Source organism: Pseudomonas sp. B21-012 (assembly GCF_024749305.1).
Lineage (GTDB): Bacteria > Pseudomonadota > Gammaproteobacteria > Pseudomonadales > Pseudomonadaceae > Aquipseudomonas.
In genome coordinates, this window is record NZ_CP087197.1 from 2,405,799 (window position 1) to 2,420,444 (window position 14,646).

A 14,646-nucleotide genomic window follows, 5' to 3' on the forward strand; every position below is an offset into this window, starting at 1 on the left:
CGATCAGATGCCAACCGGCGTGCACAGCTCCACCAGGGTGCCATCGGGGCAGCGTACATACGACAGGGTTTGCCCCCAGGGCTTGGCTTCGGGGGCCTTCAGCGCCACCGCGCCCGCCGCCACGGCGCGGGCATGGGCGCTGGCAACGTCGTCGGTAACCAGGGCAATCTCCATACCCAATGGCTTTGTCGATTCGCTGGCCGCCAGCACGCCGCCGGCAAAGTGACTATTGCCCAGGGCCAATGAGGCGAAGGCGAGGGTGGTGGCGCCGGTGTCCAGTTCGCCATAGTCGCCGGACTCATGGAGAAAGCGCCGGCTCAAGCCGAAGGCCTGCTCGAAGAAAGCCAGCGAGGCGGCGACATCGGGGACGTAGACGATGGTGTATCCGAGTTTCATCAATGCATCCTTGATTGAGGAGGGTGTGGGCGGTTTATACAGCACTTGCCCAGGCCTTGGGTACGCCGCTAAGGTTGCGGCTGCAAAGGAGCGCCAAGATGACCGACCCGATCGAACTCAACCGTCGCAACTGGGATGAGCGTGCGCCGCTGCATGCCGCCTCCGGCGACTACGAAGTGGAAACATTCGTCGCCGACCCCGCGCACCTGTCCGAAGTGGTGCGTTTCGACCTGCCGCGCCTGGGCGATATTCGCGGCCAGCGCGCGGTGCACCTGCAATGCCATATCGGTACCGACACCTTGTCGTTGTCGCGCTTGGGCGCCGAGGTCAGCGGGCTGGACTTTTCTGCACAGTCCTTGGCCCAGGCGCGGGCCCTGGCGCAGCGTTGTGCAGCGCGGATCGACTATGTCGAGGCGGATGTCTATGCCGCCGACCAGGTGCTGCCAGCCGCGGCCTTCGACCTGGTATACACCGGTATCGGCGCGTTGATCTGGCTGCCGAGCATCGAGCGCTGGGCGCGTACCGTGGCGGCGTTGCTCAAGCCTGGTGGCCGACTGTTTCTGCGCGAGGGCCATCCGATGCTGCTGGCGGTGAACGAGGACCATCAGGACAAGCTGGTCATCGAGTACCCGTACTTCGAGCGCGAGGCGCCGACGGTGTGGGACAGTGGCGAGACCTATGTCGAGACCGACGGGGTGCTGGAGCAGACGGTAACCCACGAATGGAACCATGGCCTGGGCGAGATCATCAGCGCCTTGCTCAAGCATGGGCTGCAGATTACCGCACTGGAAGAACATGACAGCATTCCCTGGGAGGCGCTGCCAGGGCAGATGAGCAAGGACGAAGGCGGCGAGTGGTCGCTGGACAAGGATCGCTGGCGCTTGCCGTTGAGTTATACCTTGCAGGCGGTCAAGCAGGGGTAGGGGGGGTGACCGTGAGGGCCTCTTCGCCGGCAAGGCCAGCAATCTCACTGCGCTTTTGCCTTTGGCTTGCGCGTTCGCTTGCCTGCCGCAGCGCTGCTCTTGCGCTTTTTCTTCCACGGCGTGCCACCGCGCCCGGCCGGGGTCGCCGGGCCGCTGATGGTCAGGCGCAGGCCGGCACAACGCTCCACCTGCTTGCTCATCCACGCTGATTGCTTGGCGACGAACTCTTCAAGGCTCATTTCGCCGCTTTGCACCATGTCCAGCGCCTGCTCCCAGATCGCCGTGGTGCCTGGGTCGGCAATTGCCCGCGGCACCGCATCGATCAGGCTGAAGGCTGCCGGGGTAGCGCTCAGGGCCTTGCCGTTCTTGACCAGGTAACCGCGATCGAGCAGGCCCTGGATGATTCCGGCACGGGTGGCCTCGGTGCCGATGCCGGTGGTGTCCTTGAGCTTTTGCTTGAGGCGCGGGTCGTCCACCAGCTTGGCGACGTTCTTCATGGCCTTGATCAGGTCGCCCTCGGTGAACGGCTTGGGCGGCTGGGTCCAGAGGTCCTTGAGGGTGACCGCGGCCACCGTGCAGTCCTGGCCTTCGCGCAGTAGCGGCAGTACCTGGGCCACCGGCGCCTCACGGCCTTTGGCCGGGGTCAGGGCCTCGGGCAGGGCGCGGCGCCAGCCCGGCTCGACAATCTGCTTGCCCACCGCGCGCAACGCCTGGCCTGCGCAATCGAACTCGGCCTGGGTACGGTCGTATTCGTGGTTGGGCAAAAACTGCGCCAGGTAGCGGGCGCGGATCAGGGTATAGACCGCCTTGTGTTTGCCCGGCAGGCGCGACGGGTCGCTGGCGGCGGCGGTGGGGATGATGCCGTGGTGGGCACTGACCTTGGCATCGTTCCAGGCCCGTGAACGGCGCTGGGCCTGCAGGTGCGGCTGCAGCGGCGCAAGGCTCGCGTCGGCGCGCTGCAAGGCGGCGAGAATGGCCGGCGCCTCGCTGTGCTGGCTTAACGGCAGGTAGCCGCAGTCGCTGCGCGGGTAGGTGATCAGCTTGTGGGTCTCGTACAGGGCCTGGGCGATGTCGAGGGTTTCCTGGGCGCCGAAGCCGAACTTCTTCGAGCACAGCTCCTGCAAGGTACCCAGGTCGAAGGGCAGCGGTGCTGCTTCGCGCACGCGCTCGGTGGCCACTTTGACCACCCGCGCACTGCTGGCCGCGCCGATGGCGGCGGCGGCCTGCCGGGCCAGGGCCTGGTTCAGGCAGCGGCCCTGGTCGTCACAGGCATCTTCGGCGGCGCGCCACTGCGCAGTGAATGGCTCGCCGGCGCTTTGCAGCTGCACGTCGATGGCCCAGTAGGCCACCGGCACGAAGTCGGCGATGGTGCGGTCGCGGTCGACCACCAGGCGCAAGGTCGGCGTTTGCACCCGACCCACAGGCAGTACGCCCTGATAGCCGGACTGGCGACCGAGCAGGGTGAACAGCCGGCTCATGTTCATGCCGATCAGCCAGTCGGCCCGCGAGCGGCCCAGGGCCGAATGGTAGAGGCTGAAGGTTTCGCTACCGGGCTTGAGCGCCGCCAGGGCCTTGCGGATGGAGGCGTCGTCCAGTGCCGACAGCCACAGGCGGTTGATCGGCCCGCGGTAGCGGCAATGCTCGACCAGCTCGCGGGCGATCATCTCGCCTTCGCGGTCGGCGTCGGTGGCGATCACCAGCTCGCGGGCCTCGCCGAGCAGGCGCTTGACCGCCTTGAACTGGCTGGCGGTCTTGGGCTTGACCAGCATCTTCCACTTTTCGGGCACGATCGGCAGGTCGGCCAGTACCCAGCGCTTGTAACGCGCGTCGTAGCTGTCGGGTGGAGCGGTCTCGAGCAAGTGGCCGATGCACCAGGTGACGGTAACCTCGGTGCCGACCCAGCAGCCGTCGCCACGGCGGTTGGCGCCGAGAACCTTGGCGATGTCTTTGGCCTGGGAAGGCTTTTCGCAGAGAAACAGGCGCATGCCGTTCGATCTATGGTGGGTGAAGGCCATAGGATGCGCAGGATTGAGGGGCGTGGCAAGTTTTATCTGTATGGATATACAGCTTGATGTTGCCGGTGCTGACGAAGAATCCCCCGCGCTTTTGGCCAGCTTGCCATCGATGTTGCCATGGACGGGCCAATTGCCCCTGTGGCAGCGTTTGGGTTTGCCCACGGGTGTGTCAACGGACGATGTCGCCAGGGTTACCTGCCACCTGCACAAGGATGTATAGCCATGCCTGTTTTCGATTACCGCCACCTCGACAGCGCCGCTTCCAAAGCCCTCTACAGCGACGCCATGGCGCTGACTCTATATGCCTACCACGGCATCGACAACGGCTTTGCCGTTGGCTACCAGCAGCACGGTTTTGGCCTCGGTTTACCGGCCACCTTGATCAAGGCCCTGATCGGCGGCACCGACAGCCAGGGCGCGATCCCTGGCATCCCCTGGAACCCCGACGCCGAAGCCCAGGCCCTGGCTGCGGTCAAGGCCGCCGGCTGGACGCCGATCAGCGCCAGCCAGCTGGGTTACCAGGGCACTACGGATTTTCGTGGCACCTTCCATGGTGAAACCCGCGGCTACACCAGTGCCCAGGTCGAGATACTTGGCAAGTACGACGCCGCCGGCCAGTTAAGCGGCCTGGGCATCGCCTTTCGCGGCACCAGCGGGCCGCGGGAAAACCTGATTGGCGACACCATCAGCGATGCCATCCACGACCTGATGGCGGCCTTTGGCCCGGCTGACTTTGCCAAGAACTACGCCGCCAATGCCTTCAGCCGGCTGTTCGATGATGTCGCCCGGTTCGCCCAGGCCAACGGCCTGAGCGGCAGCGACATCACCGTCAGTGGCCACAGCCTCGGTGGCCTTGGTGTCAACAGCCTGGCCGAGCTTAGCAACGACACCTGGGGCGGCTTCTATCAGGACGCCCGCTACGTTGCCTTTGCCTCACCCACCCAGGCCAGCGACAGCAGCAAGGTGCTGAACATCGGCTACGAGAACGACCCGGTGTTCCGCGCGCTCAATGGCTCGAAAGCCGACTGGGCAACCTTCGGTGTGCATGATGCGGCCAAGCCTTCGAGCACCGACAACATCGTCAACTTCAACGACCACTATGCCTCCGATGCCTGGAACCTGCTGCCGTACTCGATCGGCAACATCGCCACCTGGCTCTCGCACTTGCCGAGCGCCTACGGCGACGGCCTGGGGCGGGTGCTGGACTCGGCATTCTATGAATGGACGGCCAAGGACTCGACCATTGTCGTCAGCAACCTGTCCGACGTTCGCCGTGGCTCGACCTGGGTCGAGGACCTGAACCGCAACGCCGAAGCGCACAAGGGCAGCACCTTTATCATCGGCTCCGACGCCGGCGACCTGATTCATGGCGGGCGCGGCAATGATTACCTGGAAGGGCGCGCCGGCAACGACACTTTCCGTGACGATGGCGGCTACAACCTGATCGACGGCGGCGCCGGCCACGACACCTTGAAGCTCGGCCAGGCGCTGGACAAATTTGATGTCGCCCGTGATGGCAACGGCACCCTGTACCTGCGTGACAGCAGCGGCGGCATCAGCCTGGTCAAGCAGGTCGAAACCCTGGTCAGCAAGGAATCGAGCCTGCTGTTCTTCAGCAAGCAAGTCAGCCACCAGATCGACCCGGCGGGGCTGCTGAGCAGCGGCAAGGTTCACGCCTACGCCGCCAGCCAGAACGGTACGCCAGGCAATGACAGCCTCAAGGCGGGCGCGCAAGGCCAATGGCTGTTTGGCCTGGACGGCAACGACCATCTGCAAGGTGGCCGTGGCAACGACGTGTTGGTCGGTGGCGCCGGCAACGACGTGCTGGTATCGGGCGGTGGCAGCGACACCTTCCTGTTCAGCGGCCACTTCGGCCAGGATCAGGTACAGGGCTTCGACGCCGATGACCGACTGGTGTTCATCGGCGTCGAGGGTGGCACGGCGCAACCGGACATTCGCCAGCACCTGAGCCAGGTGGGCAGTGATGCGGTGCTGAGCTTCGGTAGCGATAGCGTGACCCTGGTCGGGGTGTCGGCAGATAACCTGAGTGCGGCGCAGGTGGTGATCGCTTGAGTCACCGCTGCGCCCGCTAGCCTCAAGCGATCCTGCGCAGTCAGGCCGCGCTGATGTGGTCGGACAGCATCAGCCGCGGCTGGCCTCCAGCGCCTGGCTCAGGTCGGCAATGATGTCATCGCTGTGTTCGATGCCGATCGACAGGCGCACCATGTCCCGCGGCACGCCGGCGCGTTCGAGTTCTTCATCGTTGAGCTGGCGATGGGTGGTGGAGGCCGGGTGGCAGGCCAGGGATTTGGCATCGCCGATATTGACCAGGCGCACCACCAGCTGCAGCGCATCGATAAAGCGCGCACCGGCCTCCTGGCCGCCCTTGATCCCGAACGACAGGATCGAAGCCGGCTTGCCTTCAGTGTAGCGTTGGGCCAGTCCATGTTCAGGGTGATCAGGCAGACCGGCGTACTTCACCCAGGCGACCTGCTCATGGCCTTGCAGATAGTGGGCGACCTTGAGCGCGTTCTCGGTGTGCCGCTCCATGCGCAGGGCCAGGGTTTCCAGGCCTTGCAGAATGAGGAAAGCGTTGAATGGCGACAGCGCCGCGCCGGTGTTGCGCAGCGGCACCACCCGGCAGCGGCCGATAAAGGCCGCAGGGCCAAAGGCTTCGGTGTAGGTCACGCCGTGGTAGGACGGGTCGGGGGTGTTGAGCAGGGCGAAGCGCTCTTTGTTGTCGGCCCAGGGGAACTTGCCCGAGTCGATGACGATGCCGCCGATGCTGGTGCCGTGGCCGCCGATGTACTTGGTCAGCGAGTGGACGACGATATCGGCGCCGTGCTCGAACGGCCGGCAGAGGATCGGCGTGGCCACGGTGTTGTCGACGATCAGCGGTACGCCATGGCGGTGGGCGGCATCGGCCAGGGCCTGGAGGTCGACGATATTGCCGGCCGGGTTGCCGATCGACTCGCAGAACACTGCCTTGGTGCGGCTGTCGATCAGCGCTTCGAGGGCGGCGATGTCGTCGTGGGCGGCAAAACGGGTCTGGATGCCGAAGCGCGGCAGGGTATGGGCCAGCAGGTTGTAGGTGCCGCCGTAGAGCTTGGCCACCGAGACGATGTTGTCACCGGCTTCGGCCACGGTCTGGATCGCATAGGTGATCGCGGCCATGCCCGAGGCCACGGCCAGCGCACCGACGCCACCTTCCAGCGCCGCCATGCGCTGCTCGAGCACGTCGTTGGTGGGGTTCATGATCCGGCTATAAATGTTGCCGGCGACTTTCAGGTCAAACAGGTCGGCACCGTGCTGGGTGTCGTCGAAAGCGAACGAGGTGGTCTGGTAGATCGGTACCGCGACGGCCTTGGTGCTCGGGTCGGGGCTAAAGCCCGCGTGGATGGCCAGGGTTTCCAGCTTCATGCAATCGTTCCTTGAAAGTCGGGGAGAAGGCGCTAGAGCATGGAGCGCCGAGCCCGTTACGGTCAAGGTGAGAGCGGGCTTCCCGCGACCTCTATCTACTTAGCCCGCCTTGCGCAAGGTCAGGTTGATCCGCCGGCTGCCCAGCAGCGGATGGCTGCCCGGTTTGAGCGGCAGCACGCCATGAAAGCGCAGGCGGTCTGCGCCGCCCCAGACCATCACATCGCCATGGCGCAGGCCGATGCGCTGCGTGGCTTCGCTGCGGCTGTGGCCGCCGAACTGGAACACCGCCGGCAAACCCAGCGACACCGAAACAATCGGCTGGCTGTAATCGCGTTCATCGCGGTCCTGGTGCAGGCTCAGGCGGTTGCCCGGCTGGTAGCAGTTGACCAGGCAGGCATCAGGCTGAAAATCGGCAAAGCCCGCGGCCGCAGCGGCAAGGGCTGCCAGCTCTCTCAATGCGCCTGGCAACGCCGGCCAGGGTTGCTGGCTGAGAGGGTCGAGCGGGCTGTAGCGATAACCGCGGCGATCACTGACCCAGCCCAGCGGCCCACAGTTGGTCAAGCCCACCGCCATGTTCAGGCCACCAGGGGTGACCATGTTGCGAAAGGGCGCCTGAGCGATGATCCGCCGCAACTCAGGCAGCACGGTCTCAACCCAGGCCAGGGCGAAGCCGGGCAACACGACCGCCTGCTTGCCGATCCATTGCGGCTCGGCGGGGCTGGCGGGGTTGAACAGGTCCAGTTCGGTTTGCATCATAAGCGGCGATTCAGGCAGCGGGCGGGGTGCAGAGTCTGTATAGTAACGCGCTTTGGCGTCTGTGCTGTCACCCTGTTACTTGCGCGCAAAGCCCGCCCTGCAGGGTGCCGCGGCCCCCTCGCACAAAAAAATAAAACTTTTTGAATTCAAGGGGTTGCCAGAGCAGGGGAATGAGTACATAATTGCGTCCATCGAAAACGAGGCACGAAAAAAGCCTAGCGTTTTCAAGGAGATAGCAGTTTTAGCAAGTTGTTTCCTTAAAGAGTTGTACATGTTTGAGATCGCAGTTTCAGGGTCTCGGGCATTTGAGGCCGAGTAGCAAAGTGGTTATGCTCCGGATTGCAAATCCGTCTACGCCGGTTCGATTCCGACCTCGGCCTCCATTATTGAAAGCCCCGCAGATTAACGTCTGCGGGGTTTTTCTTTGCGCGCAGAAAAGGAGTCAGGATGAGAGGTCTAGAGAAATTCGTATCGCTTCAATTCTTGCTTACAGTGGCTTTCATCGCGCTGGGTGGCTACCTACATGGCGCCGGCAAGGTCGGGTTTTGGGGCATGTTCACAATCATGATGTTGCCGAACATCGCTTTTGCTGTGCACCGGCGTGTCCAGCGCCGCAAGAGCGCTTGACGGCCCCGGCCTCTGCCAGGAGTGTCATGGCACAAGCGAGCCGATAATGCCGTCTCGCTCCAGCTCTTCTAAAGGGCAATGCAGTGGCTTACGGTGCGTGCCCGAATTTACCCCGCAGTTCATCCTCGATCTTCTGGCAGGCAGCGCTGATTATGCTGCGCCCATTGGCAGGCCCCGTGTAGGACGCTTCGCGTTCGCGGCAGAGGTCAATTGCAGCTTGCGCTTCGGACTGTTCCTTGCTTTCAGGTGAGCTTGCGACAAATGCGCCGAACCCAAGCAAAACAATGCCAAGAACAACAACCGTAATGCCTGTCTTGGCAAAGACGCCTATGGTTTTCTTGCTCAGGTCGGCATGGCAATGCCTGCAGCGTCGCGCTTGCGCCTTGATGGTTTCGGCGCAGAAGGGGCATTGTTTTTCGGATGGCTGCAATCTTGATCTCCTTGTCAGGGCGGCCATCCTACCCCCAGGCACCCCTGAATCAAAGCGCCGCATAGACCAGCGATGACAGCCGGCTAGGGCGCGGATCGATCATCGTATGACTGCCCGAGGTGGTGGTGACAAAACCAAAGCTCACTTGCCGTTCGGGATCGGCGAAACTTATCGGGCCGCCAAGCCCGATATGGCCAAAAGTCTGCGGGCCCATGGCGTGGGAGGCCGTCGGGTCGCGTTGCTGCTCAAGCATGCAGCCCAGTCCGTAACGCATTGGCCGCATCCAGACCCGATCCATGCCATGACTGTGTTCTCGCCTGAACTCATTGAGCAGTTCGCGCCCGATGACATTGCCTGCCAATAGTGCGCTGTAGAAACCGGCCAGGCCGTGCGCGGTGCCATGCCCGCACACACCCGGTTGCCGATAGGCCCACCAGCGCGGGTCGCTGGTGCGTTTAGGCACCATGCCGGGGTTGGTGAAGGCGAAGGTCGCGATGTGCGTTGGCTGGTTTTTCAGCACGGCGCGCAAGCCTTGCGAGTAAGGGTCACCGACCCGCCCCCTGGCGCTGTCGAAACGGGCGATACGGTGAAAGTGTTTTTCGTCGACGCCAAGGTGAACGTCCAGGCCATGGGGCTGCAGAATCTCTGCGTGGATAAAGTCGCAGGGGTCTCGTCCGTCCACCCGCCGAATCAACTCGCCGAGAATCCAGCCAAAGGTGGTGGTGCCGTAGCCCAGGTCGGTTCCCGCTTCCCACCAAAGCGGCTCGGCGGCCAGAACCCGGACCATATGCTCCCAGTCATACATCATGGCGTTATGGTCGGGGGCGCGTAGCGCCGGCAGGCCTGCGGTGTGGCTCATCACCTGGCGCAATGTGACCTTTGCCTTGCCATTCTGGGCGAACTCAGGCCAGTAACGGGCAACCGGCGCATCGAGCTCCAGCTTGCCCTGTTCAACCAGCATCAATACCGCTACCGCGACATAGGGTTTCACCACGCAGAAGGTGTTGGCCAGCGTGTCGCGGGTCCAGGGCCTGGTGCCTTCCTGGTCCGCCACGCCGGCCCACAGGTCGACGACCATCTCTCCGTCAATCTGCACGCAGAGCCCGGCCCCGCGCTCCTGCGGATCATCAAACATGTCCTCGAAGGCCTGCCTGACCGCGTCGAACTGACTCGCACATATCCCTTGCGCTTTCATATTTCACACTCCTTGTAGCTGAACACCATTACCGAGGGCCAAAACATTGATGGCGCAGCGTCGGCCGCCGCCATCAACCCCGCGAGCGAGTTTGAGCGTGGTTCATGGAAAAACGGTTGGCTCGTTTGTAAGTGCCGAAGTCATTGAAGCGCACACCCGCCTCGGCCATGACTTTATGCGCATACGGTGCGGTCATCTGGCGAAGATAAAATGGGTCTCTTACCACGAAATGGTGAATGCTGTGGGTGCTGCCGAAGTTGAAGCAGAACAACTGAAACGGCCACAGCCACCACGGGTTCATTACCTGGGTTTGTTGCAGCGCATTGCGCGGAGCGACATCGCCATAATAGTGCATGTTTGAACTTATAAAGAACAGGCAAAACTGCCGTATCAGGTTCGGTGCGATAAGGATAACCACGACGCTATTAACGACATCCATCAGTGCCAGGGTTGCCGCAGAGCGGTGAACTTCGGCGCCGATGATTGACCCCAGCCACCCATACAGGTGATAGCCGAGAAATACGTACCAGCAGCCCCAGTACAAAAGCCCGAACGGTGTATTGAGGCGAATGATTTTGCCTAACAACCTTACCTTTTGCCGCCATCCCGGCGCGAAGATCGCATTTAAAAATCCAAATATAAATCCATCCATCAGTTTCAACAGCCGCAATACGCCCCACGGGTTGCCACTGGTGGTGATCCATGCTTCGACATCCGAATCCGTGCCGGACTCCTTGTGATGATGAAAATGCAGGCTGCGCCTTAGCCACGGGCTGGGCATTCCTGGCCGGGCCAGCCAGCACATGAACATCATGGCGTTATGGGCCAGCGGCTGCTTTCTGAAATAAAGGCGATGAATCAGATCATGTTCAATTTCGTGTATGAACGACGTCAACAGCGCGTTGATTAAAATACACGTCCATGCCGGGATAAAACCCTTCAGGTAGAGCCCGCCGGTAACCACCATTCCCACCAGGGAAAATACCATGACACCCGCGCCCAAGGCACTTTGATACTGCAAGATCGGATAACGCTTGCGCAGGTAATTACCATGCTCGGTAATGCGCCGGGTTACATGTTCAATTTTTTCCTGGTCGGTAATTGACTGGTCAGTTTCGACGGTGTTTTCCAAGGCGTTCATCCCTGTATCCTCTGTTTACGTCGGGGAATTGCGTGTGCACGGTAAAACAGGCGCATTCGCACTTGCCGCGTGAATGGACGCGGCTCATTCAAGAACTGCGAAATCGACGGTGTGGCAAAAACTTGTTAGGATCATTTCAAGCTTCAAAATGATAAGGTAAGTTTAAGTCTTTGCAACTGTGTATTTTGGGTGGGCTAAGTGTGACAGGCGTTTGTGTAAGGATTTGATGATTTAGTTACAGTTTGTATAAGTTTTGAGTACGGCGTACAGCTAATGCCAAGGAGGCACCATGAGATTGCACCGCATCAAATATCTTCGGCTCTCTCTACAAGACGCCGAGGGCCGCGTAGAGAAAGAAACCAGCCATGATGTATTTGACGCCGTGTTTTGCGATGAACCTACGGACAATGCCGCCAATCGTGCAGGCCTTGAAAAGCTGTTTCGCTACATACAGGGCGGGGATACTGTGGTAGTGGACAGCATGGCATCGCTCAGCTCCAGTACAGAGCAGCTGTGCACGCTGATTCGACAGTTGGTTGAAAAGCAGGTAACGCTGGAGTTTTTGAACGAAAGCCTGGTGTTCCGGCATGACGATCTGGAGGTTGTACGGCCTATTATTTCGGTAATGGAGGCACTTGCAGAGTTTGAACGCGTTGTGGCCAGGGAAAAACAGGCAGCCGGTATTGCCGCTGCCAAAAATCGTGGATCTTACAGTGGTCGCAAGAAGAAACTGTCTGACAATCAGGTTATAAGTTTAATTGACCGCGCCGGTGCAGGAGAAAGTAAATCCAAATTGGCGCGTGATTTTGATATCAGCCGTCAGACACTTTATCGGTACTTGAAATCGACCTAGCGACTGTTCAGCGCCTGGCGTGCAGCGTTGTTCGCCGCTATATCTGCCGCAGCCAGTGCTCGACATCCACCTTGTCGATCTGCTCGGGCTGCAAGAACCGCTCGGCATACTGGCGATAGACCCCGCTGCTGAGGAACAGCCGCAACAGGTCGCCATCGATGTGCTTGTCGCGGGCCATGAACACCAGGATCTTCACCGACTCGGACAGGCTCTTGGGCGTCTTGTACGGCCGGTCTGCGGCGGTGAGCGCTTCGAAGATGTCGGCGATCGCCATCACCCGCTCGGCAATGCCCAACTGATCCTTGCCCAGCCGGCGCGGATAACCACTGCCGTCCATTTTCTCGTGGTGGTTGCCGGCGATGACCGGCACGCGCTTTAGGTGGCGCGGGAACGGCAGGGCGTTGAGCATGACGATGGTCTGCACGATGTGCTCGTTGATCTTGAATCGCTCCTCTTCGTTCAGCGTGCCACGCCGGATCGACAGGTTGTACAACTCGCCCAAGTTGCTGGCGTTGGCCGGCAGGCGCATGTCGAAGCCCCAATGGTTGCGCGGGTCGTCCTTGAGCACCGGCGGCTTGCGCGCGCCCCAGGGCACCCGGTGCTCGGGACGGTCGGCCAGTAGCGGCTCGTCCACCGGCAGTTGCGCCGGCGGCACATCCTTGAAGCGTTCATCTTCCTCGCGGGAAATGCCCAGGCGGTTGTCGAAATGCCGCCACCAGCGGCGCTGGCCAATTTGCTGCAGTCGCTCGATGTCGGCTTCTTCCATGAACTCGCCACCGGCATTGGCCCTGGCGACGAAGGCGAAGTCTTCCTGTAATTGCGCCTGGCAGTGCGCCAGGGTTGCTTGCAGCCGCTGCTGCGGCTCACCGTTGGCCAGCCCTTGCCAGTAGGCAAGCTCGGCATCGCGCCAGAGCACCTCGAAGCGCATGCGTACCTCGTGGATTCGGTTGTACAGGGCCTCCAGCTTGGTCGCCTTGTCGACCACATGCTCGGGGCTGGTGATCTTGCCGCAATCGTGAAGCCAGGCGGCGACGCGAAACTCATAGCGCTCGGCCTCGGTCATGCTGAACTCGGCGTAGGGGCCGCTGTCAGCCAGCGCAACCTGGTCGAGCAGCATTTGCGCCAGTTGCGGGACCCGTTCGCAATGGCCGCCGGTGTAAGGGCTCTTGGCGTCGATGGCATCGGCCAGCAGCTTGATCATCGCATCCAGCAACTGTTGCTGGGCCTCGACCAACTGGCGGGTTTCGATGGCCACGGCGGCCGCGCCGGACAATTCCTCGACAAAACGCCGGAACGGTTGGCCGACCTCATCGCCCGCCGGCTCATCTTGCAGTTGCAACAGCAAAATGCCGAGCAGCGCCTGGCTGCGGTCCCGGAGCACCACCGCATGGCTGCGTCGGCCCAGCTTCAGGGCGCGTGTCACAGTGCTTGGCAGATCCTCATGCTGGTTTTCGTCGACCGCAAGTTGCGCAGGGTAACCGCTGCCTCGGCAAGCGGCAGCCAGGCGCAGCAGGCCACGCTCGGCGTCGAACAGGTACACCGCGCCAGCGCTTGCCCTGGCGGCGTCCACCAGATGGCTGAGCACGCCGTCGAGCATGCGCTCCAGCTGGGTTTCGCGGCTGAGGGTGAGGGTGATGGCCTGGAAGTTGAGGATGGTTGCGGACATCTGGCTCAGCACCTGACTCAATTCCCGCACCTCGGACACCCGCGATTGCACCCCCACCTCGCGGCTGAAATCAAAACCGGCCAGGCCCCGTACTTGCTCGGCCAGCAGCCGCAGCGAGTGGCCAATGCGCTGGCCAAGCACGCCCCCCAGGAACAGCAGCACGACCATCAGCACCGCCGTCCACAGCACCTGCTCCCAGAGCACCTTGCGCGCGTCGGCAAGCAGTTCGTTGCCAGGTACCGCGATCAGCACCTGCAGGTCTTGCCCGGCCAGGGTCGTCAGCGGTATGCGCATGCCGTACCAGGTCTTGCCCTGTACCTGGAACGGTTGCGGCGCAGGGCCCAGGGGCGGGCTGGCATAAAGGTGCTCGAGGCTGGGCACCCCCAGCTCGGCTACGTGTGACAGGCGCACCGCTTCACCATCTTGCACGATCACCCGCTGCAGGTCCGGGTACGCCACCACGTTGCCCTGCTGGTCGATAACCACCGTCTCGGTGCCGGCGGTCATGCGCAGGTCGCGGCTCTCGCTGGCCAGGTCATCGACCGAGACATCCATGCCGATCACTGCGGCGCCATCGACGCTGCGCTGGGCCAGGGTGATGCCGACCTCGCGGGTGGTGAAGAACACGTAGGGGCGGGTCAGCACGGTGCTGGATTGCCTGAAGGCCTCGACGAACCAGGGGCGCGGGCGGGGGTCGTAGTGATAGTCCGGCTGGGCTTGTGTTTGCAGCAGGGTCAGTTGCCGGTCGTAGAAGCGCCATTCGCCTTGCAGCGCGCCGTCGTCGCCCTTGCTGATGCTCTGCACCAGGAAGCGGCTGCCGGCCGGTGCGCCGAAGTGCTGCATGAGCTGCGGGTCGCGTAGCCGGCGGACGAGGAGAAATTCGCCGCTGGAATAGCCGATGTAGGCGGCGCTGAGCATCTTGTTGGCGTTCAGGCTCTCGATCAGTTGCGGGACCTGCTCCAGGCGCTCGGCCAGAGTGCCTGCGCCAGGGTTGAACGCCAGCAGCCGGATGCTGCTTTGCGCCGGATCGAGCAGGCGCCGCGCCCGTTCGTCGATGGTCTTGCCAAGCTGCAGGGCGGAATCGCCTGCGGCTGCCACCAGCGCCTTCTGGATTGCCCGATAACCCTGCCAGGCGAGCCCTGTGCCCAGCAGCAGCAGGCCCAGCATGATGGCCAGCGCCACCATCCATTGCAGGGAGAAGCTGTGCCTCTGTTCATTCATGGC

11 protein-coding genes and 1 tRNA gene are annotated in these 14,646 nt (G+C 62.3%); 4 read left to right on the forward strand and 8 right to left on the reverse strand.

Annotation, left to right across the window (positions count from 1 at the left end):
- Nucleotides 1-3: 3 nt before the first annotated feature.
- Complete coding sequence (locus tag LOY37_RS11090) at nucleotides 4-396, reverse strand: VOC family protein (RefSeq protein WP_045196649.1); 393 nt, start codon at nucleotides 394-396, stop codon at nucleotides 4-6.
- A gap of 98 nt (nucleotides 397-494) precedes the next feature.
- On the opposite strand from LOY37_RS11090, the gene LOY37_RS11095 reads away from it, so the two are divergent.
- Nucleotides 495-1,319 carry a bifunctional 2-polyprenyl-6-hydroxyphenol methylase/3-demethylubiquinol 3-O-methyltransferase UbiG gene (locus LOY37_RS11095; RefSeq protein WP_258597471.1) on the forward strand — a complete coding sequence of 275 codons (825 nt, stop codon included), beginning with the start codon at nucleotides 495-497 and terminating at the stop codon, nucleotides 1,317-1,319.
- A 44-nt stretch (nucleotides 1,320-1,363) separates the two neighbouring features.
- Here the strand turns inward: LOY37_RS11095 and LOY37_RS11100 are convergent, their stop codons facing one another.
- Complete coding sequence (locus LOY37_RS11100) at nucleotides 1,364-3,304, reverse strand: DNA topoisomerase III (protein ID WP_258716887.1); 1,941 nt, start codon at nucleotides 3,302-3,304, stop codon at nucleotides 1,364-1,366.
- A gap of 252 nt (nucleotides 3,305-3,556) precedes the next feature.
- Here LOY37_RS11100 and LOY37_RS11105 point away from each other — a divergent pair, with 252 nt between their 5' ends.
- Nucleotides 3,557-5,407: a polyurethanase gene (locus LOY37_RS11105; RefSeq protein ID WP_258716888.1), complete on the forward strand. Its 1,851-nt coding sequence runs from the start codon at nucleotides 3,557-3,559 to the stop codon at nucleotides 5,405-5,407.
- A gap of 69 nt (nucleotides 5,408-5,476) precedes the next feature.
- On the opposite strand, the gene LOY37_RS11110 is transcribed toward LOY37_RS11105, so the two are convergent.
- Both LOY37_RS11110 and alkB read right to left on the reverse strand, forming a co-directional pair.
- Entirely contained in the window at nucleotides 5,477-6,754 is a 1,278-nt protein-coding gene (locus tag LOY37_RS11110) for a bifunctional O-acetylhomoserine aminocarboxypropyltransferase/cysteine synthase (protein WP_045196659.1), read from the reverse strand.
- A 99-nt stretch (nucleotides 6,755-6,853) separates the two neighbouring features.
- Nucleotides 6,854-7,510 (reverse strand): DNA oxidative demethylase AlkB, encoded by a 657-nt coding sequence (gene alkB / locus LOY37_RS11115; RefSeq protein ID WP_258716889.1) that lies wholly within the window; start codon nucleotides 7,508-7,510, stop codon nucleotides 6,854-6,856.
- A 309-nt stretch (nucleotides 7,511-7,819) separates the two neighbouring features.
- On the opposite strand from alkB, the gene LOY37_RS11120 reads away from it, so the two are divergent.
- Nucleotides 7,820-7,893, forward strand: a tRNA-Cys gene (locus LOY37_RS11120).
- A gap of 332 nt (nucleotides 7,894-8,225) precedes the next feature.
- Here the strand turns inward: LOY37_RS11120 and LOY37_RS11125 are convergent.
- The 3 genes from LOY37_RS11125 to LOY37_RS11135 all read right to left on the reverse strand — a co-directional run bounded on the left by LOY37_RS11125 (nucleotide 8,226) and on the right by LOY37_RS11135 (nucleotide 10,903).
- Nucleotides 8,226-8,567: a hypothetical protein gene (locus LOY37_RS11125; protein WP_213601616.1), complete on the reverse strand. Its 342-nt coding sequence runs from the start codon at nucleotides 8,565-8,567 to the stop codon at nucleotides 8,226-8,228.
- A 49-nt stretch (nucleotides 8,568-8,616) separates the two neighbouring features.
- Entirely contained in the window at nucleotides 8,617-9,762 is a 1,146-nt protein-coding gene (locus LOY37_RS11130; protein WP_258716890.1) for a serine hydrolase domain-containing protein, read from the reverse strand.
- Nucleotides 9,763-9,835: 73 nt separating this feature from the next.
- On the reverse strand, nucleotides 9,836-10,903 hold the full coding sequence (locus LOY37_RS11135; RefSeq protein WP_258716891.1) for a fatty acid desaturase: 1,068 nt from the start codon (nucleotides 10,901-10,903) through the stop codon (nucleotides 9,836-9,838).
- A 289-nt stretch (nucleotides 10,904-11,192) separates the two neighbouring features.
- On the opposite strand from LOY37_RS11135, the gene LOY37_RS11140 reads away from it, so the two are divergent.
- Nucleotides 11,193-11,756: a recombinase family protein gene (locus tag LOY37_RS11140; RefSeq protein WP_258716892.1), complete on the forward strand. Its 564-nt coding sequence runs from the start codon at nucleotides 11,193-11,195 to the stop codon at nucleotides 11,754-11,756.
- Between the two features lie 37 nt (nucleotides 11,757-11,793).
- Here LOY37_RS11140 and LOY37_RS11145 read toward each other — a convergent pair whose 3' ends face one another.
- Entirely contained in the window at nucleotides 11,794-14,643 is a 2,850-nt protein-coding gene (locus tag LOY37_RS11145; protein ID WP_258716893.1) for an HD domain-containing phosphohydrolase, read from the reverse strand.
- Nucleotides 14,644-14,646: the final 3 nt, after the last annotated feature.

Coding starts and splice junctions, on each gene's coding strand:
- LOY37_RS11130 (WP_258716890.1), bottom strand. CDS start 9,762: ATGAAAGCGCAAGGGATATGTGCGAGTCAGTTCGACGCGGTCAGGCAG.
- LOY37_RS11135 (WP_258716891.1), bottom strand. CDS start 10,903: ATGAACGCCTTGGAAAACACCGTCGAAACTGACCAGTCAATTACCGAC.
- LOY37_RS11105 (WP_258716888.1), top strand. CDS start 3,557: ATGCCTGTTTTCGATTACCGCCACCTCGACAGCGCCGCTTCCAAAGCC.
- LOY37_RS11090 (WP_045196649.1), bottom strand. CDS start 396: ATGAAACTCGGATACACCATCGTCTACGTCCCCGATGTCGCCGCCTCG.
- LOY37_RS11100 (WP_258716887.1), bottom strand. CDS start 3,304: ATGCGCCTGTTTCTCTGCGAAAAGCCTTCCCAGGCCAAAGACATCGCC.
- alkB (WP_258716889.1), bottom strand. CDS start 7,510: ATGATGCAAACCGAACTGGACCTGTTCAACCCCGCCAGCCCCGCCGAG.
- LOY37_RS11140 (WP_258716892.1), top strand. CDS start 11,193: ATGAGATTGCACCGCATCAAATATCTTCGGCTCTCTCTACAAGACGCC.
- LOY37_RS11095 (WP_258597471.1), top strand. CDS start 495: ATGACCGACCCGATCGAACTCAACCGTCGCAACTGGGATGAGCGTGCG.
- LOY37_RS11110 (WP_045196659.1), bottom strand. CDS start 6,754: ATGAAGCTGGAAACCCTGGCCATCCACGCGGGCTTTAGCCCCGACCCG.
- LOY37_RS11145 (WP_258716893.1), bottom strand. CDS start 14,643: ATGAATGAACAGAGGCACAGCTTCTCCCTGCAATGGATGGTGGCGCTG.